This window comes from Pseudomonas sp. Pse79, assembly GCF_024519615.1.
Lineage (GTDB): Bacteria > Pseudomonadota > Gammaproteobacteria > Pseudomonadales > Pseudomonadaceae > Aquipseudomonas > Aquipseudomonas veronii.
Genome location: NZ_JALJRR010000002.1, coordinates 1 through 19319, shown reverse-complemented (window position 1 = coordinate 19319; position 19319 = coordinate 1). Strand labels below are relative to the sequence as shown.

Below are 19319 nucleotides of genomic sequence, written 5' to 3'. Positions count from 1 at the left end.
CAGCTGTTGAATGGAAGACAACCGATCTCCGTCAGCTACTCTTGTGCCAGCCCACAATCGACAAGAGGCCGCGCACATGAGTACTTCCTCATTCAAGATCGCCCACAAACTGTTGACTGGCGCCGGCGCCATCGAGCAATTGGCCGCAGAGTTGACGCGGCTGGATGTCGACAACCCGCTGATCGTCACCGATGCCGCGCTGGTCAAGTCCGGCACCGTGGCGCTGGCGCTGGCGCATTTGGGCGAGCGCTCCTACGAGATCTTCGACCGGGTGCTGCCCGACCCGGAAATCGCCATTGTCGAAGATTGCATGCGCGCCTACCGCGAAGGCGGGCATGACGGCCTGATCGGCCTGGGCGGCGGCAGTGCGATCGATATCGCCAAGAGCGTGGCGGCCTATGCCGGATACCACGGCGCGCTGGCGGACCTGTTCGGTGTCGATCAGGTGCCGCGCAAGGGCCCGCCGCTGATCGCCATTCCCACGACGGCCGGCACCGGCTCGGAAGTGACCAACGTCGCGATCCTCTCCGACAAGGCCGCGCAACTGAAAAAGGGCATCGTCAGTGACTTCCTGCTGCCGGACGTCGCACTCATCAGCCCGCAGATGACCCTGACCTGCCCGCGCAGCGTCACCGCCGCCAGTGGCGTGGATGCGCTGGTGCATGCCATTGAGTCCTACCTGTCGCTGAACGCCTCGCCGATTACCGATGCCTTGGCCATCGGCGCGATCAAGCTGATTGCCAAGGCGTTGCCCAAGGCTTACGCCAACCCGGCCAACCTGCAGGCCCGCGACGACATGGCCACCGCCAGCCTGATGGCCGGGATGGCGTTCGGTAACGCCGGGGTCGGCGCGGTGCATGCGTTGGCGTATCCGCTGGGCGGGCGCTTCAATATCGCTCATGGCGTGAGCAATGCGCTGTTGCTGCCGTATGTCATGCACTGGAACAAGCTGGCGTGTGTCGAACGCATGCAGGACATTGCCCAGGCCATGGGCGTGAATGTCACCGGCCTGAGCGTCAATGAATCCGCCGACCAGGCGGTCGAGGCGATGACGCGACTGTGCGCCGCGGTGGAGATCCCGTCGGGCCTGCGCAGCTTCGGCATCCCCGAAGACGCACTCGCCGCGATGGCCGTGGAAGCGGCGGGCATCGAGCGCCTGATGTGCAACAATCCGCGCCAACTCAGCGCTGCCGATATCGAGAAAATCTATCGGGCGGCGTACTAGCCGTTGAGTTAGGTCACGGTGCGCTGGGCAAAGCATGAGGTATACAATGCGCGCCATTGTGATTTAGCTCAAAAAAGGTGCGTCATGCAGCCCTTCGTTATCGCTCCATCGATTCTCTCCGCCGACTTCGCCCGTCTGGGTGAGGAAGTGGACAACGTGTTGGCCGCCGGTGCCGACTTCGTCCACTTCGATGTCATGGACAACCACTACGTCCCCAACCTGACCATCGGCCCGATGGTTTGCGCGGCGTTGCGCAAGTACGGTGTCACCGCGCCGATCGACGCGCACCTGATGGTCAGCCCGGTAGACCGCATCGTCGGTGACTTCATTGAAGCGGGCGCGACTTACATCACTTTCCACCCGGAAGCCTCGCTGCACGTCGACCGCACCCTGCAACTGATCCGCGAAGGCGGCTGCAAGGCGGGCCTGGTGTTCAACCCGGCCACCCCGCTGGACGTGCTCAAGTACGTGATGGACAAAGTCGACATGGTGCTGCTGATGAGCGTCAACCCAGGTTTCGGCGGGCAGAAGTTCATCCCCGGCACCCTCGACAAGCTGCGCGAAGCCCGTGCGCTGATCGATGCCTCGGGGCGTGAGATCCGCCTGGAAATCGACGGCGGGGTCAACGTCAACAATATCCGCGAAATCGCTGCCGCCGGCGCCGACACCTTTGTCGCCGGCTCGGCGATCTTCAATGCGCCGAACTACCAGGACGTCATCGCCAAGATGCGTGCGGAACTGGCGCTGGCGCGTCCATGAGCGGCTTCGAGCGGCTGTTCCCCGGCAAACTGCCACGGCTGGTGATGTTCGATCTGGACGGTACGTTGATCGACTCGGTGCCGGACCTGGCGGCGGCGGTGGACGAGATGCTGCTCAAGCTGGGGCGCAAGCCGGTCGGTATCGAGTCGGTGCGCAAATGGGTCGGCAACGGTGCGCAGGTACTGGTACGCCGGGCGCTGGCCAATCACATCGAGGCCGAGGGGGTCGATGATGTCGAGGCCGAACATGCCCTGGAATTGTTCAACCTCGCCTATGAAGACCACCACGAACTGACCGTGGTATACCCCGGCGTGCGCGACACCCTCAAATGGCTGAGCAAGCAGGGCGTGGAAATGGCCCTGATCACCAACAAGCCGGAGCGCTTCGTCGCGCCGTTGCTGGACCAGATGAAAATCGGTCGTTATTTCCGCTGGATCATCGGTGGCGATACCTTGCCGCAGAAGAAACCCGACCCGGCGGCGCTGTTTTTCGTGATGAAAATGGCCAATATCCCGGCGTCCCAGTCGTTGTTTGTCGGCGATTCGCGTAGCGATGTGCTGGCGGCCAAGGCGGCGGGCGTGCAGTGCGTGGCCTTGAGTTACGGCTATAACCACGGTCGGCCGATCGCCGAAGAGTCGCCCGCGCTGGTAATTGATGACCTGCGCCGACTAATCCCCGGTTGCTTGGGAGCGGGCGCTGAGATAACGTTGGCCGACACCGATCCATCCCCTTCTGGAAATACCATCGTGGTAGTCACTCGCAAACTCTGGATGAAAGTTATCAAGGCCCTGGCCCGCTGGCGTTGGCGCGCCTGACTGAATCCTGGCCGCGCTGCGGCACGTTTGCACACCTGACCGTTAGACCCTCATGCCACGAGGCACCTCATGATCCGCGAAGAATTCCTGCGCTTGGCCGCTGCCGGCTACAACCGTATCCCCCTGGCCTGCGAAACCCTGGCCGACTTCGACACGCCGCTGTCGATCTACCTGAAGCTGGCCGACGCGCCCAACTCCTACCTGCTTGAATCGGTACAGGGCGGCGAGAAGTGGGGCCGTTACTCGATCATCGGCCTGCCGTGCCGCACCGTCATGCGCGTGTACGACCATCACGTCAGCATCACCCATGACGGCGTCGAGATCGAAAGCCATGACGTCGAAGACCCACTGGCCTTCGTCGAAACCTTCAAGGCGCGCTACAACGTGCCGACCATCCCTGGGCTGCCGCGTTTCAACGGCGGCCTGGTCGGGTATTTCGGCTACGACTGCGTGCGTTATGTGGAAAAACGCCTGGGTAAATGCCCGAACCCCGATCCATTGGGCGTTCCGGACATTCTGCTGATGGTCTCCGACGCCGTGGTGGTGTTCGACAACCTCGCCGGCAAGATGCATGCAATCGTGCTGGCCGACCCCGCCCAGAGCGATGCGTTCGAGCAAGGCCTGGCCAGCCTCGAAGCCCTGCTGGAAAAACTGCGCCAGCCGATCACCCCGCGTCGCGGCCTGGACCTGCGCCGTCCGCCGGCGGCCGACCCGGTGTTCCGCTCCAGCTTTACCCAGGATGACTACGAGCGGGCGGTCGATACCATCAAGGAATACATCCTCGCCGGCGACTGCATGCAGGTGGTGCCGTCGCAACGCATGTCCATCGACTTCAAGGCCGCGCCGATCGACCTGTACCGCGCGCTGCGTTGCTTCAACCCGACGCCGTACATGTACTTCTTCAACTTCGGCGACTTCCACGTCGTCGGCAGTTCGCCGGAAGTGCTGGTGCGCGTCGAAGACAACCTGATCACCGTGCGCCCGATCGCCGGTACTCGCCCGCGTGGCGCGACCGAGGAAGCGGACCTGGCGCTCGAAGAAGAGCTGCTCAGCGACGACAAGGAAATCGCCGAGCACCTCATGCTGATCGACCTGGGCCGCAATGACACCGGGCGCGTCTCGGAAATCGGTTCGGTGAAGTTGACGGAGAAGATGGTCATCGAGCGCTACTCCAACGTGATGCACATCGTCTCCAACGTCACTGGCGAATTGAAGGCCGGCCTGACCGCGATGGACGCGCTGCGGGCGATTCTGCCGGCGGGCACCTTGTCGGGCGCGCCGAAGATTCGCGCGATGGAGATCATCGACGAGCTCGAGCCGGTCAAGCGCGGTGTCTACGGCGGCGCCGTGGGCTATTTCGCCTGGAACGGCAACATGGACACCGCCATTGCGATTCGCACGGCAGTGATCAAGGACGGGGAACTGCATGTGCAGGCCGGTGGCGGGATCGTCGCCGACTCGGTGCCGGCCCTCGAATGGGAAGAAACCCTGAACAAGCGCCGCGCCATGTTCCGTGCAGTGGCGTTGGCTGAACAGACCCCCCAGGGCTAAGAATTCTTGAGGTTTCCCCCATGTTGCTGATGATTGATAACTACGACTCCTTTACCTACAACGTTGTGCAGTACCTGGGCGAACTCGGTGCCGAGGTCAAGGTGGTGCGCAACGACGAACTGACCGTCGCCGAAATCGCCGCCCTGAACCCGGAGCGCATTGTGGTTTCGCCGGGGCCCTGCACGCCGACCGAGGCGGGCATCTCCCTGGAGGCGATCAAATACTTCGCCGGCAAGCTGCCGATCCTCGGCGTGTGCCTGGGCCACCAGTCCATCGGCCAGGCGTTTGGCGGTGAGGTGGTGCGGGCGCGCCAAGTGATGCACGGCAAGACCAGCCCGGTGTTCCATAAAAACCTCGGTGTGTTCGAAGGCCTCAACCTGCCGGTCACCGTGACGCGCTACCATTCGCTGGTGGTCAAGCGCGAAACCCTGCCCGACTGCCTGGAATTGACCGCCTGGACCCAGCTGGAAGACGGCTCGGTCGACGAGATCATGGGCTTGCGCCACAAGACACTGAACATCGAAGGGGTGCAGTTTCACCCCGAGTCGATCCTGACCGAGCAGGGCTACGAGCTGTTCGCCAACTTTCTCAAGCAGAGCGGCGGCACGCGCTAAGGACTTTTCATGGATATCAAGACTGCCCTGAGCCGTATCGTCGGCCATCTGGACCTGAGCACCGCGGAAATGAGCGATGTGATGCGTGAGATCATGACCGGTCAATGCACCGACGCGCAGATCGGCGCGTTCATGATGGCGATGCGTATGAAGAGCGAGAGCATCGACGAAATCGTCGGCGCCGTGTCGGTGATGCGCGAGCTGGCAGACAAGGTCGAGCTCAAGACCCTCGACGGCGTGGTCGACGTGGTCGGCACCGGCGGTGACGGTGCGAATATTTTCAACGTGTCCACGGCGGCCTCCTTCGTGGTCGCGGCGGCGGGTTGCACCGTGGCCAAACACGGCAACCGAGCGGTGTCCGGCAAAAGCGGCAGCGCGGATCTGCTCGAAGCGGCCGGGATCTACCTGAACCTGACCCCCGTACAAGTGGCGCGCTGCATCGACAACGTGGGCATTGGCTTCATGTTTGCGCAGTCCCACCACGGCGCGATGAAACACGCCGCCGGCCCGCGCAAGGATCTCGGCCTGCGCACCCTGTTCAACATGCTCGGCCCGCTTACGAATCCGGCCGGTGTGAAGCATCAGGTGGTCGGCGTGTTCAGCCAGGCGTTGTGCCGGCCGTTGGCCGAAGTGTTGCAGCGCCTGGGCAGCAAGCATGTGCTGGTGGTGCATTCCAAAGATGGCCTGGACGAATTCAGCCTGGCGGCGCCGACCTTTGTGGCGGAGCTGAAGAATGATCAGATCACCGAATATTGGGTCGAGCCTGAAGATCTCGGCATGAAGAGCCAGAGCCTGCACGGCCTGGCAGTGGAAAGCCCGGCGGACTCCCTGGCGCTGATTCAGGACGCCTTGGGGCGTCGCAAGACCGAAAACGGCCAGAAAGCCGCCGAAATGATTGTGCTCAATGCCGGTGCCGCGCTTTATGCCGCCGATCACGCCTATAGTCTTAACGAAGGCGTGGCCCTCGCGCATGATGCATTGCACACCGGCCTTGCCCGCGAGAAGCTCGAAGAACTGGGGGCCTTTACTGCGGTGTTCAAGATGGAGAATGAAGGATGAGTGTGCCGACCGTTCTGGAAAAGATCCTGGCCCGCAAAGCCGAAGAAGTCGCTGAACGCCGTGCCCGCGTGAGCCTGGCCGAGCTGGAAAGCCAGGCGAAAATCGCCGATGCGCCGCGTGGCTTCGCCAAGGCCTTGATCGCCCAGGCCAAGCTCAAGCAGCCGGCTGTCATCGCTGAAATCAAGAAGGCCTCGCCAAGCAAAGGCGTGATCCGCGAAAACTTCGTACCGGCCGACATCGCCGTCAGCTATGAGAGAGGCGGGGCGACTTGCCTCTCCGTGCTGACTGATGTCGATTTCTTCCAGGGTTCCGACCTGTTCCTGCAACAGGCCCGCGCCGCGTGCAAGTTGCCGGTGATCCGCAAGGACTTCATGATCGATCCATACCAGATCGTTGAAGCCCGTGCCCTGGGCGCCGACTGTGTGCTGCTGATCGTCTCCGCGCTGGATGACGTGAAGATGGCCGAGCTGGCGGCCGTGGCCAAAAGCGTCGGCCTCGACGTGCTGGTGGAAGTCCACGACGGCGATGAGCTGGAACGTGCGCTGAAAACCCTCGACACACCGCTGGTGGGGGTCAACAACCGCAACCTGCACACCTTCGAAGTCAGCCTGGAAAACACCCTCGACCTGCTGCCGCGTATCCCGCGCGACCGCCTGGTGATTACCGAAAGCGGCATCGTTAACCGCGCCGACGTGGAGCTGATGGAAATCAGCGACGTGTATTCGTTCCTGGTGGGCGAGACCTTCATGCGCGCCGAGAACCCGGGCGCCGAACTGCAACGCCTGTTCTTCCCGGAGCGTGGTGTGGCAGTCAGCGGTTCGACCCTGGATTGATCAAACCGCGGTCAGTATTTGAAGTGCGGTCAACATGTGGGAGGGGCGGTGCGACGGTTCGACTTGCCCCCGATGGCGGTGTATCAGTTGATAGATGTACTGACTGACACTCCGCCATCGGGGGCAAGCCCCCTCCCACATTCACATTGGGTTTTGTATTTATTCAGCGAGGTAGGTGTTCGATGATCCAGCCAGTGTCGATGAGCGTCGAAGCCGGGCTTGCTGCCGAGCAAAACCTGCTGGCGGCTGTTTGTGCTGGGGAGCAGGCGTTTGGCCTGCTGTTCTGGCAGCCCAGTGATCAGGCATTGGTGATGCCGCGGCGCTTGAGCCGACTGCCGGGGTTTGACGTGGCCAGCCAAGTGTCAGCCGCGGCCGGCTGGCCGGTGCTGTTACGCGAAACCGGCGGCGAGCCGGTGCCGCAATCAAACGCCACGGTCAATATCGCCCTGGTCTACGCACCGCCGCGCGGCGAAGGCGACCAGGGGCGCATCGAAACCGGCTACCTGCGTTTGTGCCAGCCGATCTGTGACTTGCTGATCGAACTGGGCGGCGATGCTTCCGTCGGCGAAATCGACGGCGCGTTCTGCGACGGCCGCTACAACGTCAACCTCAATGGCCGCAAAATGGTCGGCACCGCCCAGCGCTGGCGCCAAAGTGGTGGCCGTCCGGTGGGGCTGGTACACGGAGCCTTGTTGCTGGACAACGATCGCGAAGAACTGATCGCGGCGGTCAATCGCTTCAATCAAGCCTGCGGACTGGAACAGCGCGTTCGCGCCGACAGCCATATCGCCCTGCACGAAGCTTTCCCCGCACCGGACGCGCTCAGTCGGCTGGATGCGTTGTACCGGCAGATGCTGGCCAGCTTCCTGCCGGTTTAACGGGTGCCGAACACCACCATCGTCTTGCCTTTGACGTCTACCAGGTTGCGTTCTTCCAGATCCTTGAGCACGCGACCGACCATCTCCCGTGAACAACCGACAATGCGCCCGATCTCCTGGCGCGTGACTTTGATCTGCATGCCATCGGGGTGAGTCATCGCGTCGGGCTGCTTGCACAGCTCCAACAGGCAGCGGGCCACACGGCCGGTGACATCAAAGAATGCCAGGTCGCCGACTTTGCGAGTGGTGTCCCGCAGGCGCTGGGCAATCTGGCCGCTCAGTGCATAGAGGATGTCGGGATCGTGCTGGGTCAGTTCACGAAACTTCGTGTAACTGATCTCGGCCACTTCGCTCTCGATTTTGGTCCGCACCCAGGCACTGCGCTCCTGTTCTTTGCCGGCTTGTTCAAATAACCCCAGTTCGCCGAAGAAATCGCCGGTATTGAGGTAGGCAATGATCATCTCGCGGCCGTCTTCATCCTCGATCAGGATGGTGACCGAGCCCTTGATAATGAAGAACAGTGTTTCGGAGCGTTCGCCTGCGCAGATGATGTTGTGCTTGGCCGGGTAGCGACGACTCTGGCAATGCGTCAGCAGTCTGTCGAGATTCTTGATCTTGGGTATGGGAGTAAAAGCAACCATGGTTGTATCCCGAAAAAGACTGCACAGGGTGGTTGGAATTGTTTTTATCCAGCTGTATCTGCATTGATACACGTTGTACAAAGGATGGCAATGCGCCATTCATTTGGCGCCAGCTTACCAGACACATTGTGACTCGATTAGCCAATTTACCGGGTAACTGTGGCGATTGATGGCTTTACGCGCAAAAGCTGCCGGCCGCGGGTCGTGTGCTAAGCTGGCGACCCTTTTTTAGCAGTGGAGTCTGGGCGATGAAGGCACGCATCCAATGGGCGGGCGAAGCCATGTTCCTCGGTGAGTCGGGCAGTGGCCATGTCGTGGTCATGGACGGTCCGCCGGAAGCCGGTGGCCGCAACCTGGGCGTACGCCCGATGGAAATGCTCCTGCTTGGTGTAGGCGGTTGCAGCAATTTCGACGTGGTCAGCATTTTGAAAAAGTCCCGCCAGGCCGTGGAAAGCTGCGAAGCCTTCCTCGAAGCCGAGCGTGCGACTGAAGATCCCAAGGTGTTCACCAAGATCCACATGCATTTCGTGGTCAAGGGCCGGGCGCTGAAAGAAGCCCAGGTCAAACGTGCCATCGAGCTGTCGGCCGAGAAGTATTGCTCGGCATCGATCATGCTGGGCGCGGCCGGTGTCGCCATTACCCATGATTACGAAATCATTGAGTTGGGCTGATCCAGGGATTCGTCGGCAATAAAGACAGGGCGCTTTGATAGCGCCCTTTTTTGCAGGTTAGATGCGGTAGGTGCTTTTGGTCATGACCTTGGCCATCAGGCTCATGCCAAACCTCACCGGCGCCGGGAAGCGGAAACCACCGGCGTCCAGTGCGCTTTCTGCGTGGTGTTCTTCATCGATACGCATCTGTTCAAGAATCGCCCGGGACTTTTCGTCTTCGGTCGGTAACTGTTCCAGGTGCTCATCCAGGTGCTTGCATACTTGCTGTTCCGTGGCCGCGACAAACCCCAGGCTGACTTTGTCGCTGATCAAGCCGGCTGCGGCGCCAATCCCAAACGACAGGCCATAGAACAGCGGGTTCAGCACGCTGGGATGGCTGCCCAACTGGCGAATGCGTTGCTCGCACCAGGCCAGGTGGTCGATTTCTTCCTCAGCGGCATGCTCCATGGCTGCGCGCACTTGCGGCAGCTTGGCGGTCAGCGCCTGGCCCTGGTACAGCGCCTGGGCACAGACTTCGCCGGTATGGTTGATACGCATCAGGCCGGCGACGTGGCGGGTGTCGGTCTCGTTCATCTGTGCATCGGGCTGCACGATGGCGGGCGACGGGCGATACGGCTGGCCGCTGAATGGCAGCAGCGTGCGTATGGCCGTGTCGGCTTGCAACAACAGACGGTCAATTGGCGAGTAGTGACGTTGGGTAGTCATGCTGACCTCCGGGAAGAATCTCGGCGGCCAGTTTACCGCAAGAGAGGGCGAAGCGTTTGCGTTGAGTCAAGGGCATGGGGTCGCATGCGGGAGGCCGGCGACCCGTGTGTCAGGCGTATCAGCCCGGCGGCCAGTTCATCTGGCGCTGACCCAGCACATGCATGTGGATATGGTAAACGGTCTGTCCACCGTCTTCATTGCAGTTCATCACCACACGAAAGCCCTTCTCGCAGCCCTGTTCCAGGGCCAGGCGCTGAGCGGTGAACAGGATGTGCCCAGCCAGGGTTTTGTCGCTTTCGGTCAGATCGTTCAGGGTGCGGATCGGTTTTTTCGGGATAACCAGAAAATGTACCGGCGCTTGTGGGGCGATATCGTGGAAGGCGAGGACCTGATCATCTTCATAGATGATCTTCGCGGGTATTTCTCTGTTGATGATCTTGGTGAACAGAGTATCCAAAGCTGTTTCTCCATGGTGAATGTGCAGGGTGAGTGTACTCAGGCCTTCAGCGCGGGCAATAGGCCTTGTTGATCGCACCGGCGAGCTTGCGGGTCAGCCAGCGTGGGCTCAAGCGCGGACTGAAGGCGAGCCAGCGATTGCGGCGGCCGGGGATGATGATGGCTTGGTTTTTTTCCAGGGCGCGCACGGTGTAGAGCGCCACTTCTTCCGGGCTCATCAAGTGCGCGCTGCGCTCGAGCTTGGCGGTGTCCATTTGCGCCGTGCCGAAGAAGGCCGTGCGCGTCGGGCCGGGGCACAGCACCGAGACCTTGATGCCGCAGGTTTTCAATTCTTCGCGCAGACCTTCGGAGAAGTGCAATACATAGGCTTTGCTGGCGTAGTAACTGCTCATCCACGGGCCGGGTTGGAATGCGGCGATCGAGGCGACGTTGAGGATCTGCCCGCCGCCATGCAGGGCCATGGCATTGCCGAGGGCGTGACACATACGGGTCAGGGCGAGGATGTTGACTTCGATCAGGTCCTGCTCGGTCATCCAGTCCTGGGCCAGGAACGGCCCGCTGGTGCCCATGCCGGCGCAGTTGACCAGCAAGTCGATCTGCCGCTCGCCTTCCTCAAGCTCCAACAGGAACCCGGACAAACGCAGCGGCTCACCCAGGTCGCAGGCGCGGAACAGCACCTCGACGCCGAAGCGTTGCGTCAATTCGATTGCAATGCTTTCCAACTGATCACGCTGGCGGGCCACCAGAATCAAGCTGCGGCCACGCCGGGCCAGTGCTTCGGCCAAGGCCAGGCCGATGCCGCTGGAGGCACCGGTGATCAGAGCGTAACGGGTCATGCCTTTCTCCATCGCAACGCCGCCGGACCTGTGACAGAGGCATCACAGGCGGCGGGCGTTTTTTCACTGTTCTGGAGAGTCTACAGGTTCGGCCGCGTCGTCAGCACTTTGCACGTCTTCTTCATTGACGATCACGCTTTGATCGGCGTCTTCATCGGAGGTGATGGAGCTGCTTTCGTAGCTGCTGTCCACGTTGCTTTCGAGTTGGTCCAGGTAGCCGTTCATCCCCAAGGCCATCAAGATGATGAGCATCAACGGAATAAACGCCAGCCACAGGGAGGCCAGGACTTTCACTGCCGTGGAGTTGCGCGGTGGCGGCGCACCGTACTGGTTGGCGCCGGTGTTACCCGGCAACACCAGCAGCAGCAGCGGGAAAATGCTGTTCACCAGCGGCACCAGGTTCAGCAGGTACAGCCAGCCGGACCAGCCCAGGTCGTGCAGACGCTGCACGCCGATTTGCACGCTGACCCAGACAATCGCCACGAACAGCGCGAAACCCAGCAGCGAGCCCAGGATGATGCCCGCCGTCGGCGAAGCGGTCGCCACGGCGAAGCCGGCAGTGGCGAGGATGCCCGAGGCGACGAGCATCGCGACGGTGAGTACCAGCGTCCAGGCCAGGTAGCGCAGGCGACCGATGCGGCCATGGATCGTGAAGATCTTGAGCTCGGCGTACTCCGGCAAATCGTCACCCACTGCGGCACGCGGTGGTGCATACGGGGAGGCGGCAGGGCGGGCAGAGGGCTCGGTCTCGTGGGTTTCGTCAAGGCTGAAGGCCACGGGCTGTTCGGCTTCGATACGCGCGTCGATCCCGGCGTTCTTCAACGCGGTGAGGTAGGTTTCGGCATCGGGGCGCGCGAGGTCGCGCTTGAGGGCGACGGGGCGACCGGTAAAGAGCTTCTCGATGGCCTCAACGTTGCTTTTGAACAATTCGGCGAGATTCAGTTTAGCGGTGGTGCTTTCGACACCCGGGAGCAGGGCTCCATCAAACACAATCTTGAAACGGTTGTCGCTCATGCGGGCATCCTTGTCATGTTACAGGGGTGGGGGGCAGGCCCGCTTCAATGAGCGGGTCCGGCAAGTGTATCAGCGCGGCCAGCGCAACTGTGCCGCCTTCTCGCGGGCTTCGCGGTATTCGGCATCCAGGCGCGCAACGAGTTCATCGACGCCGGGCAAATCATCGATTTCACCGACGCCCTGGCCGGCAGACCATACGGTCTTCCAGGCCTTGGCCTCGTCGTTCAACGGCTTGAGCTTGGCGCCGAAATTGACTTCGCCTTTGCCTTGCAGGGCGGCCAGGTCGAAACCGGCGTTTGTCAGGCTCTGGCGCATGAAGCTGGCGGGCACGCCGGAGACTGCGGCAGTGTGCACGATGTCGACGGCGCCTGATGTGAGCAGCATCTCTTTATACGCATCCGGCGCGTGGCTTTCGGCGGTGGCGATAAACCGCGTGCCCAGATACGCCAGGTCCGCGCCCAGCAACTGGGCGGCCAGGATCTCGTGCCCGTGGTTGAGGCAGCCGGCCAGCAGCAGGGTTTTGTCGAAGAACTGGCGAATCTCGGCGATCAACGCGAACGGGCTCCAGGTGCCGGCATGGCCACCGGCGCCGGCGGCCACGGCGATCAGGCCGTCCACCCCGGCTTCGGCGGCTTTCTCGGCGTGACGTCGAGTGGTGACGTCATGGAAGACCAGGCCGCCGTAGCTGTGTACCGCATCGACCAACGCCTTCACCGCGCCGAGGCTGGTGATGACGATTGGCACCTTGTGCTCGACGCAGATCGCCAGGTCTGCCTCCAACCGTGGGTTGCTGTGGTGGACGATGAGGTTGACGGCGTAGGGCGCAGGGTTGCTCAACTGCGCCAGGCCCGCTTCGATTTCCTCCAGCCAGGCCTTGAAACCACTGCTTTCGCGCTGGTTCAGTGCCGGGAAACTTCCGACCACGCCATTGCGGCAGCACGCCAGGACCAGTTGCGGATTGGAAATCAGGAACATCGGCGCGGCCACGACGGGCAGGCGCAGATGTTGTTCAAGCAAAGCGGGCAGCGACATTGGAGGTACCCCGAGGCATTGACGTTAGAACGGTTTGACCACGACCAGAATTACGATAGCCAGCAATATCAGAACCGGGAATTCATTGAACCAGCGATAAAAGACATGGCTGCGGGTGTTTTCGCCACGGGCGAAGCGTTTTACCTGTGCGCCGCACATGTGGTGGTAACCGATCAGCAGAACGACCAGGGTCAGCTTGACGTGGAGCCAGGCGCCCATATGGAAGAGGCCGGGGTTGAGGGCGATCATCCAGATGCCGAAGACCAGCGTGGCAAGCATCGACGGGCCCATGATGCCTCGATACAGCTTGCGCTCCATGACGCTGAAGCGTTCCTTGCTGACGGTGTCTTCGCTTTGGGCGTGGTAGACGAACAGGCGCGGCAGGTAGAACAGCCCGGCAAACCAGCACACGATGCTGACGATATGGAAGGCTTTGACCCATAGATAAAGCATTTTTAGTTATTCCCAGGTTCACGGTAACTGAAGATAGTAGTGGCTCATGCGTCCTTACGTCACCTTGGCGGTTGTCGCAGGACAATGCGGCCCCTATTATCGACGGCTTTCCAGTGGGTTCTTTGAGGGCAGGTTTATGGTCAAGGTCGGTATCGTCGGCGGCACGGGTTACACCGGTGTCGAATTGCTGCGTCTGTTGGCGCAGCATCCGCAAGCTGAGGTGGTGGTCATCACTTCCCGATCCGAGGCCGGCCTGGCTGTGGCCGATATGTACCCGAACCTGCGAGGCCATTACGACGGCCTGGCGTTCAGTGTACCGGACATCAAGACCCTCGGCGCCTGTGACGTGGTGTTCTTTGCCACCCCCCACGGCGTGGCCCATGCGCTGGCCGGCGAGTTGCTGGCCGCGGGCACCAAGGTCATCGATCTGTCGGCGGACTTCCGCCTGCAGGATGCCGACGAGTGGGCCAAATGGTACGGCCAGCCACACGGCGCGCCGCAGCTGTTGGAAGAGGCGGTGTACGGCCTGCCGGAAGTCAATCGTGAGCAGATCAAGCAAGCGCGCCTGATCGCTGTGCCGGGTTGCTATCCGACCGCGACGCAGCTGGGCTTCCTGCCATTGCTCGAAGCCGGGCTGGCCGACGTTTCGCGCTTGATTGCCGACTGCAAGTCGGGCGTCAGCGGCGCCGGGCGTGGGGCGGCGGTGGGGTCGCTGTACTCCGAGACGTCGGAAAGCATGAAGGCCTACGCGGTAAAAGGGCATCGTCATCTGCCGGAAATCCGCCAGGGGCTGCGTCGCGCCGCCGGTAAGGATGTGGGGCTGACCTTCGTGCCGCACCTGACTCCGATGATCCGTGGCATTCACTCGACACTGTATGCGACGGTGGTGGATCGCTCGGTGGATTTGCAGGCGCTGTTTGAAAAGCGTTACGCCAACGAGCCGTTCGTCGATGTGATGCCGGCCGGCAGCCATCCGGAAACCCGCAGTGTGCGCGGCGCCAACGTGTGCCGGATTGCCGTGCATCGGCCGCAGGACGGTGATCTGGTGGTGGTGCTGTCGGTGATCGACAATCTGGTCAAGGGCGCTTCGGGCCAGGCGGTGCAGAACATGAACATCCTGTTCGGCCTGGATGAGAAGCTGGGCTTGTCCCACGCAGGCATGCTGCCGTAAGGCTGTCAGGTCGCCAAGCAGAAGGCCCGTCGATCGGGCCTTTTGTGTTTTTAATGGCGGCTGCGCAGATTGATATACCGTAACAATAGTTGACCGCTTTTCTAGGAGAAGCGGATAATACCGACCATTACGCATATGGCGGCGGTACGCCGGGAGATTATCAGCATGAGCGTTGAGTCCTTCACCCCCACGGCTTTGCAATTCACCCACGGTGCTGCGCACAAGGTGAAGAGCCTGGTCGATGAAGAGGGTAATGATCGCTTGAAGCTGCGCGTATTTGTTACGGGCGGCGGTTGTTCAGGGTTTCAGTACGGTTTTACCTTCGATGAAGAAGTGGCCGATGACGACACCATCGTCGAGCGCGAGGGCGTGAGCCTGGTTGTGGACCCCATGAGTTTCCAATACCTGGCAGGCGCCGAGGTGGATTACCAGGAAGGTCTGGAGGGTTCGCGTTTCGTGATCAAGAACCCTAATGCCACGACTACGTGTGGTTGCGGGTCTTCGTTCTCGATCTGATCGGTAGCGGATACAAAAACGCCGCTTGGCTTTGATCGGCCAAGCGGCGTTTTGCTGTCTGCGGATTCTGGCGGGCAGTCAGGCGGGGTAGATCGCGCCCAGCACCCGTAGCCCGCGTGCGCCAGTGACGCTGGGGCGGTTGGCGGCGATGCCTTCGAGGCAGCAATGGGCCAGCCACGCAAAGGCCATGGCTTCGACCCAGTCGGGGTCTACGCCGCAGGTGGCGGTGCTGCTGACCTGGGTCGATGGCAATAGCGTGGCCAGGCGCTTCATCAGCGTGCGGTTATGCGCGCCGCCGCCGCAGACAAGCAGGGTGTTTGTCTGGGGTTGGGCGGTTTGCAGGGCCTCGACGATGGTCAGGGCCGTCAGTTCCAGCAGCGTGGCCTGGATGTCCTGGGGGGCGAAGGCGGGCAAGCGCGCCAGGTGCTGTTGCAGCCATCCCAGGTTGAACACTTCGCGCCCGGTGCTTTTCGGGCCTTTGGTCAAGAAAAAAGGGTCACTGAGCAGCGCGTTGAGCAACTGAGGTACGACTTTGCCGCTGGCGGCCCATTGACCCTCGCGATCAAAGTGTTCGCCGCGCTGTTGATGAATCCAGGCATCCAGCAAGACATTGCCCGGGCCGCAGTCGAAGCCGGCTACGGGTTTGCCGGTCTCGATCAGGCTGAGGTTGCTGAAACCTCCGACGTTCAAAACCGCACGATTCCCGCTGCGTTCGTCAAACAGTGCTTCATGAAAGGCCGGTACCAATGGCGCACCCTGGCCACCTGCGGCAACGTCGCGGCTGCGGAAGTCGCTGACCACGGTGATGCCGGTCAATTCGGTGAGCAAGGCAGGGTTGCCGATCTGTACGGTGAAGCCGCGGGCCGGTTCATGGCGGATAGTCTGCCCATGGCTGCCGATCGCGCGAATGTCCTGGGGCTTGAGGTTGTGCTGGTCGAGCAGGGCATGGATGCCCTGGGCGGCGAGTGTCACCCAGCGTTGCTGGGCCATTGCCGAGCGGGCGATCTCATCCGGGCCGCTGGCGCACAGGCCAAGCAGCTCCGCGCGCAAGCTGTCTGGCATGGGGATGTAGTGAGTGGCGATCAGCTTGATCGCCGCCTCTTGTTCGATCAGGGCGATATCCAGGCCATCGAGGCTGGTCCCTGACATCACGCCTATATAGAGCGGCATACCTTAGCGCTTCGCCGAAGCCAGCAGGGTAGAGCGCTCCTGATCCATGCGTGCCATCAGCGGTTGGCTTTGTTGCATGAAACGCGCGCGTTCGGCCTTGGCGATCGGGTCGGCCATCGGCAGTTTCTGGCCCAGCGGGTCGACGTGTACGCCATTGACCTGGAATTCATAGTGCAAGTGTGGGCCGGTGGACAAGCCGGTCGTGCCGATATAGCCGATCACCTGGCCCTGCTTCACGTTGCCGCCGGTCTGTACGCCCTTGGCGAAGCCTTGCATGTGGCCATACAGCGTGCGGTAGGTGTTGCCGTGCTGGATGATCACGGTGTTGCCGTAACCGCCGCGACGTCCGGCCAACAGTACCTTGCCGTCACCTGCGGCCTTGATGGGCGTGCCGCGCGGCGCTGCATAGTCGACGCCTTTGTGGGCGCGGATTTTGTTCAGGATGGGGTGCTTGCGTCCCATGGAGAAGCGCGAGCTGATGCGGGCGAAATCCACAGGTGTGCGGATAAAGGCCTTGCGCATGCTGTTGCCATCAGCGGTGTAGTAACTGCTGTTGCCTTGTTTGTTGGTGTAGCGCACGGCGGTGTAGGTCTTGCCGCGGTTGGTAAAGCGCGCGGAGAGGATATTGCCGGTGCCGACCACTTTGCCGTTGGCGACCTTCTGCTCGTAGATCACGTCGAATTCGTCACCCTGGCGGATGTCCTGGGCGAAGTCGATGTCGTAGCCAAACACGCTGGCCATGTCCATGGTCATGCTGTGGGACAAGCCGGCACGGGCGGCCGATTGCGACAGCGAGCTGTTGATGACGCCATGTACGTAGGCGGAGCGCATCACTGGCTTGGTGGTGATGCGATTGAACGCGAAACCCTTGGCACCCTTGGTCAGGGTGATGCTTTCCAGGTCGCTGAGGTTGCTGTGCAGGGTGTTCAGCTGGCCATCTGGGGTCAGTTCGAATTCGAGTTTTTGACCGCGTTTGAGCTGGGTGAATTGCTTGGCTTGTTTATCGCTGGCCAAGACCTCATTAACCGTAGTGGCAGGTAGGCCGACCTTCTCGAACAGGGTGGAAAGCGTGTCGCCCTTGCCGACGAGCACCTCGCGATGCTGAGGGCTCTTGGCCTGCGCTACGGCAGGTGCTGCCTGCTGCTGGGCGGTTTTGTCGGTTTCGTCCGGGGCGCTTTCGATCTGGGCAAACGGCGAATCGACGGGTGCATTTGTGGCTTGTTGCGCGTCGGAAGCGTCTTGATCTTGTGTCAGTTGTTCTGCGGGACTTTCCAGGTCAAGGCTCAGGGATGTTCGTTTGGCTTCTACGTCACTGGAAGGGAATACCAGGAGTGCCAGGCTCAGAAGGGCGGCGATACCACTTGCAGCGAGCAGGTGGGTCTTTGGGTAAAGCGGCGGCGCTTTAGACGGTTCTGTGGTCATAGGTAATTTTGACTTTGAAGATGAAATGGAAAAGATGACTGACATGATGAAGATGAAATAACTGTATAAAATATAACCAAATCATCTGTGACGCAAGCTCGCGAACGCCGGGCTTGTCGAACGGTGTCCGTGCGCAGGGCAAAACTTGTAATTAGTCCCTGATCTTGTATGGTTGGTTCCCTTTTGAATCTGAGCCTTGCGGGTCTGTTATGAAGTCGGTTGAAGAGCAGCTAGCGCTGATAAAACGTGGTGCGGAAGAACTGTTGGTCGAGGCGGAGCTGATCGAAAAGCTCAAGCGTGGCCAGCCCCTGCGTATCAAGGCCGGCTTTGATCCGACTGCGCCGGATCTGCACCTGGGCCATACCGTGCTTATCAATAAGCTGCGCCAGTTCCAGGACCTGGGGCATCAGGTGATCTTCCTTATAGGGGATTTCACCGGGATGATCGGTGATCCAAGCGGCAAGAGCGCCACGCGTCCGCCGCTGACCCGTGAACAGGTTCTCGAGAATGCCGAGACCTACAAGACCCAGGTGTTCAAGATTCTCGATCCGGCCAAGACCGAGGTGGCGTTCAACTCCACCTGGATGGACAAGATGGGGCCGGCGGACTTCATTCGTCTGACATCCCAGTACACCGTGGCGCGCATGCTTGAGCGCGATGACTTCGACAAGCGCTATTCGACCAACCAGCCGATCGCGATTCATGAGTTCCTGTACCCGCTGGTCCAGGGCTATGACTCGGTGGCGTTGCGCGCTGACGTTGAGTTGGGTGGCACCGATCAGAAGTTCAACCTTCTGATGGGGCGTGAGCTGCAGCGTGCGTATGGGCAAGAGGCTCAGTGCATTCTGACCATGCCGTTGCTGGAAGGGTTGGACGGCGTCAAGAAGATGTCCAAGTCCCTGGGCAACTATGTCGGTATCCAGGAGGCGCCGGGCGTGATGTACGGCAAGCTGGTTTCGATTCCGGATGCGCTGATGTGGCGTTACTTCGAGCTGTTGAGCTTCCGCTCGATGGATGAGATCAATGCGCTGCGTGCGGATGTCGAGGCGGGTGCCAATCCTCGCGACGTGAAGATCAAGCTGGCTGAAGAGATTGTTGCGCGTTTCCATGGCGAGGAGGCTGCGGCCAGTGCTCACCGTGCGGCGGGCAACCGGATGAAGGATGGTGAGCTGCCGGATGATCTGCCGGAGATCGAGCTGACTGCTGCCGAGGCAATGCCGATCGCGGCCGTCCTTAATAAGGCAGGCCTGGTGAAGAACTCGGCGGTCGCGCGTGACCTCTTGGGTTCCGGTGGTGTGCGTATCGATGGTGAAGTGGTTGATCGCACCTTTATATACGCGCTGGGTGCGACCCATGTTTGCCAGGCTGGGAAGAAGGCATTTGCGCGTATTACGCTCAAATCCGAATAAGTCTGAAATTAGCTGTTGACGGCGATTTATATCTGTCTATAATTCGCCCCACTTCCGGCGCAGTCGAAACGGAAAACTCCTTGGTAAAC

General features: G+C 61.1%; 21 protein-coding genes. 12 read left to right on the top strand and 9 right to left on the bottom strand.

All coding sequences use genetic code 11. The features are described from left to right. The first annotated feature begins 76 nt into the window (after nt 1-76). The 8 genes from NR164_RS03250 (at nt 77) to NR164_RS03215 (ending at nt 7734) form a co-directional block, all read left to right on the top strand. The gene (locus NR164_RS03250) at nt 77-1225 is read left to right on the top strand and encodes an iron-containing alcohol dehydrogenase (RefSeq protein ID WP_079444816.1); all 1149 of its coding nucleotides are present in this window, start codon (nt 77-79) and stop codon (nt 1223-1225) included. 84 nt (nt 1226-1309) lie between these two features. Beyond that, nucleotides 1310-1984, top strand: coding sequence for a ribulose-phosphate 3-epimerase (gene rpe / locus NR164_RS03245; RefSeq protein ID WP_046381868.1), 675 nt, complete (start codon nt 1310-1312; stop codon nt 1982-1984). Continuing rightward, the gene (locus NR164_RS03240) at nt 1981-2799 is read left to right on the top strand and encodes a phosphoglycolate phosphatase (protein WP_046381869.1); all 819 of its coding nucleotides are present in this window, start codon (nt 1981-1983) and stop codon (nt 2797-2799) included. The genes rpe and NR164_RS03240 overlap by 4 nt, the downstream gene beginning before the upstream one ends. A 69-nt stretch (nt 2800-2868) precedes the next feature. Further along, the gene (gene trpE, locus NR164_RS03235; protein ID WP_046381870.1) at nt 2869-4350 is read left to right on the top strand and encodes an anthranilate synthase component I; all 1482 of its coding nucleotides are present in this window, start codon (nt 2869-2871) and stop codon (nt 4348-4350) included. A 20-nt stretch (nt 4351-4370) separates the two neighbouring features. Further along, nucleotides 4371-4964 (top strand): aminodeoxychorismate/anthranilate synthase component II, encoded by a 594-nt coding sequence (locus NR164_RS03230; protein WP_102618118.1) that lies wholly within the window; start codon nt 4371-4373, stop codon nt 4962-4964. Between the two features lie 9 nt (nt 4965-4973). Further along, nucleotides 4974-6023, top strand: coding sequence for an anthranilate phosphoribosyltransferase (gene trpD, locus NR164_RS03225; RefSeq protein WP_017847791.1), 1050 nt, complete (start codon nt 4974-4976; stop codon nt 6021-6023). Beyond that, nucleotides 6020-6856 carry an indole-3-glycerol phosphate synthase TrpC gene (gene trpC, locus NR164_RS03220; RefSeq protein WP_046381871.1) on the top strand — a complete coding sequence of 279 codons (837 nt, stop codon included), beginning with the start codon at nt 6020-6022 and terminating at the stop codon, nt 6854-6856. The genes trpD and trpC overlap by 4 nt, the downstream gene beginning before the upstream one ends. 182 nt (nt 6857-7038) lie before the next feature. Then, nucleotides 7039-7734, top strand: a complete 696-nt coding sequence (locus NR164_RS03215; protein WP_256822292.1) for a lipoate--protein ligase family protein — start codon at nt 7039-7041, stop codon at nt 7732-7734. On the opposite strand, the gene crp is transcribed toward NR164_RS03215, so the two are convergent. After that, a complete protein-coding gene (gene crp, locus NR164_RS03210) occupies nt 7731-8375 on the bottom strand; it encodes a cAMP-activated global transcriptional regulator CRP (RefSeq protein WP_017847788.1) in 645 nt (214 codons plus the stop codon). The two genes, NR164_RS03215 and crp, sit on opposite strands and share 4 nt — an antisense overlap. Before the next feature lie 248 nt (nt 8376-8623). Between crp and NR164_RS03205 the strand changes: the two genes are divergently transcribed. Further along, nucleotides 8624-9046: an OsmC family protein gene (locus tag NR164_RS03205; protein WP_005792019.1), complete on the top strand. Its 423-nt coding sequence runs from the start codon at nt 8624-8626 to the stop codon at nt 9044-9046. A 57-nt stretch (nt 9047-9103) separates the two neighbouring features. Here NR164_RS03205 and coq7 read toward each other — a convergent pair whose 3' ends face one another. From coq7 to hemJ, 6 genes are all read right to left on the bottom strand, one after another. Further along, nucleotides 9104-9751: a 2-polyprenyl-3-methyl-6-methoxy-1,4-benzoquinone monooxygenase gene (coq7, locus tag NR164_RS03200; RefSeq protein ID WP_017847787.1), complete on the bottom strand. Its 648-nt coding sequence runs from the start codon at nt 9749-9751 to the stop codon at nt 9104-9106. Between the two features lie 118 nt (nt 9752-9869). Next, nucleotides 9870-10208, bottom strand: coding sequence for a histidine triad nucleotide-binding protein (locus tag NR164_RS03195; RefSeq protein WP_017847786.1), 339 nt, complete (start codon nt 10206-10208; stop codon nt 9870-9872). Nucleotides 10209-10254: 46 nt separating this feature from the next. Then, entirely contained in the window at nt 10255-11043 is a 789-nt protein-coding gene (locus NR164_RS03190) for an SDR family oxidoreductase (protein ID WP_017847785.1), read from the bottom strand. Between the two features lie 63 nt (nt 11044-11106). Continuing rightward, nucleotides 11107-12057 carry a DUF805 domain-containing protein gene (locus tag NR164_RS03185; protein WP_017847784.1) on the bottom strand — a complete coding sequence of 317 codons (951 nt, stop codon included), beginning with the start codon at nt 12055-12057 and terminating at the stop codon, nt 11107-11109. Between the two features lie 69 nt (nt 12058-12126). Beyond that, nucleotides 12127-13089, bottom strand: a complete 963-nt coding sequence (locus NR164_RS03180) for a nitronate monooxygenase family protein (protein ID WP_256822291.1) — start codon at nt 13087-13089, stop codon at nt 12127-12129. A 24-nt stretch (nt 13090-13113) separates the two neighbouring features. Beyond that, the gene (hemJ, locus tag NR164_RS03175; RefSeq protein ID WP_017847782.1) at nt 13114-13542 is read right to left on the bottom strand and encodes a protoporphyrinogen oxidase HemJ; all 429 of its coding nucleotides are present in this window, start codon (nt 13540-13542) and stop codon (nt 13114-13116) included. Between the two features lie 136 nt (nt 13543-13678). Here hemJ and argC point away from each other — a divergent pair, with 136 nt between their 5' ends. Beyond that, nucleotides 13679-14713: an N-acetyl-gamma-glutamyl-phosphate reductase gene (gene argC / locus NR164_RS03170; protein ID WP_017847781.1), complete on the top strand. Its 1035-nt coding sequence runs from the start codon at nt 13679-13681 to the stop codon at nt 14711-14713. 165 nt (nt 14714-14878) lie between these two features. After that, nucleotides 14879-15229 (top strand): iron-sulfur cluster insertion protein ErpA, encoded by a 351-nt coding sequence (erpA, locus tag NR164_RS03165; RefSeq protein ID WP_007906865.1) that lies wholly within the window; start codon nt 14879-14881, stop codon nt 15227-15229. Nucleotides 15230-15307: 78 nt separating this feature from the next. Here erpA and NR164_RS03160 read toward each other — a convergent pair whose 3' ends face one another. Both NR164_RS03160 and NR164_RS03155 read right to left on the bottom strand, forming a co-directional pair. Then, on the bottom strand, nt 15308-16399 hold the full coding sequence (locus tag NR164_RS03160; protein WP_256822290.1) for an anhydro-N-acetylmuramic acid kinase: 1092 nt from the start codon (nt 16397-16399) through the stop codon (nt 15308-15310). Nucleotides 16400-16402: 3 nt separating this feature from the next. Beyond that, nucleotides 16403-17821, bottom strand: a complete 1419-nt coding sequence (locus tag NR164_RS03155; RefSeq protein WP_046381874.1) for a peptidoglycan DD-metalloendopeptidase family protein — start codon at nt 17819-17821, stop codon at nt 16403-16405. A 209-nt stretch (nt 17822-18030) separates the two neighbouring features. Here NR164_RS03155 and tyrS point away from each other — a divergent pair, with 209 nt between their 5' ends. Continuing rightward, nucleotides 18031-19230, top strand: coding sequence for a tyrosine--tRNA ligase (gene tyrS / locus NR164_RS03150; protein WP_017847777.1), 1200 nt, complete (start codon nt 18031-18033; stop codon nt 19228-19230). The last annotated feature ends 89 nt before the right edge of the window (nt 19231-19319 follow it).

Coding starts and splice junctions, on each gene's coding strand:
- trpC (WP_046381871.1), top strand. CDS start 6,020: ATGAGTGTGCCGACCGTTCTGGAAAAGATCCTGGCCCGCAAAGCCGAA.
- NR164_RS03215 (WP_256822292.1), top strand. CDS start 7,039: ATGATCCAGCCAGTGTCGATGAGCGTCGAAGCCGGGCTTGCTGCCGAG.
- trpE (WP_046381870.1), top strand. CDS start 2,869: ATGATCCGCGAAGAATTCCTGCGCTTGGCCGCTGCCGGCTACAACCGT.
- NR164_RS03185 (WP_017847784.1), bottom strand. CDS start 12,057: ATGAGCGACAACCGTTTCAAGATTGTGTTTGATGGAGCCCTGCTCCCG.
- rpe (WP_046381868.1), top strand. CDS start 1,310: ATGCAGCCCTTCGTTATCGCTCCATCGATTCTCTCCGCCGACTTCGCC.
- trpD (WP_017847791.1), top strand. CDS start 4,974: ATGGATATCAAGACTGCCCTGAGCCGTATCGTCGGCCATCTGGACCTG.
- coq7 (WP_017847787.1), bottom strand. CDS start 9,751: ATGACTACCCAACGTCACTACTCGCCAATTGACCGTCTGTTGTTGCAA.
- argC (WP_017847781.1), top strand. CDS start 13,679: ATGGTCAAGGTCGGTATCGTCGGCGGCACGGGTTACACCGGTGTCGAA.
- NR164_RS03250 (WP_079444816.1), top strand. CDS start 77: ATGAGTACTTCCTCATTCAAGATCGCCCACAAACTGTTGACTGGCGCC.
- erpA (WP_007906865.1), top strand. CDS start 14,879: ATGAGCGTTGAGTCCTTCACCCCCACGGCTTTGCAATTCACCCACGGT.
- NR164_RS03205 (WP_005792019.1), top strand. CDS start 8,624: ATGAAGGCACGCATCCAATGGGCGGGCGAAGCCATGTTCCTCGGTGAG.
- crp (WP_017847788.1), bottom strand. CDS start 8,375: ATGGTTGCTTTTACTCCCATACCCAAGATCAAGAATCTCGACAGACTG.
- NR164_RS03240 (WP_046381869.1), top strand. CDS start 1,981: ATGAGCGGCTTCGAGCGGCTGTTCCCCGGCAAACTGCCACGGCTGGTG.
- NR164_RS03160 (WP_256822290.1), bottom strand. CDS start 16,399: ATGCCGCTCTATATAGGCGTGATGTCAGGGACCAGCCTCGATGGCCTG.
- NR164_RS03180 (WP_256822291.1), bottom strand. CDS start 13,089: ATGTCGCTGCCCGCTTTGCTTGAACAACATCTGCGCCTGCCCGTCGTG.
- NR164_RS03230 (WP_102618118.1), top strand. CDS start 4,371: ATGTTGCTGATGATTGATAACTACGACTCCTTTACCTACAACGTTGTG.
- NR164_RS03190 (WP_017847785.1), bottom strand. CDS start 11,043: ATGACCCGTTACGCTCTGATCACCGGTGCCTCCAGCGGCATCGGCCTG.
- tyrS (WP_017847777.1), top strand. CDS start 18,031: ATGAAGTCGGTTGAAGAGCAGCTAGCGCTGATAAAACGTGGTGCGGAA.
- hemJ (WP_017847782.1), bottom strand. CDS start 13,542: ATGCTTTATCTATGGGTCAAAGCCTTCCATATCGTCAGCATCGTGTGC.
- NR164_RS03155 (WP_046381874.1), bottom strand. CDS start 17,821: ATGACCACAGAACCGTCTAAAGCGCCGCCGCTTTACCCAAAGACCCAC.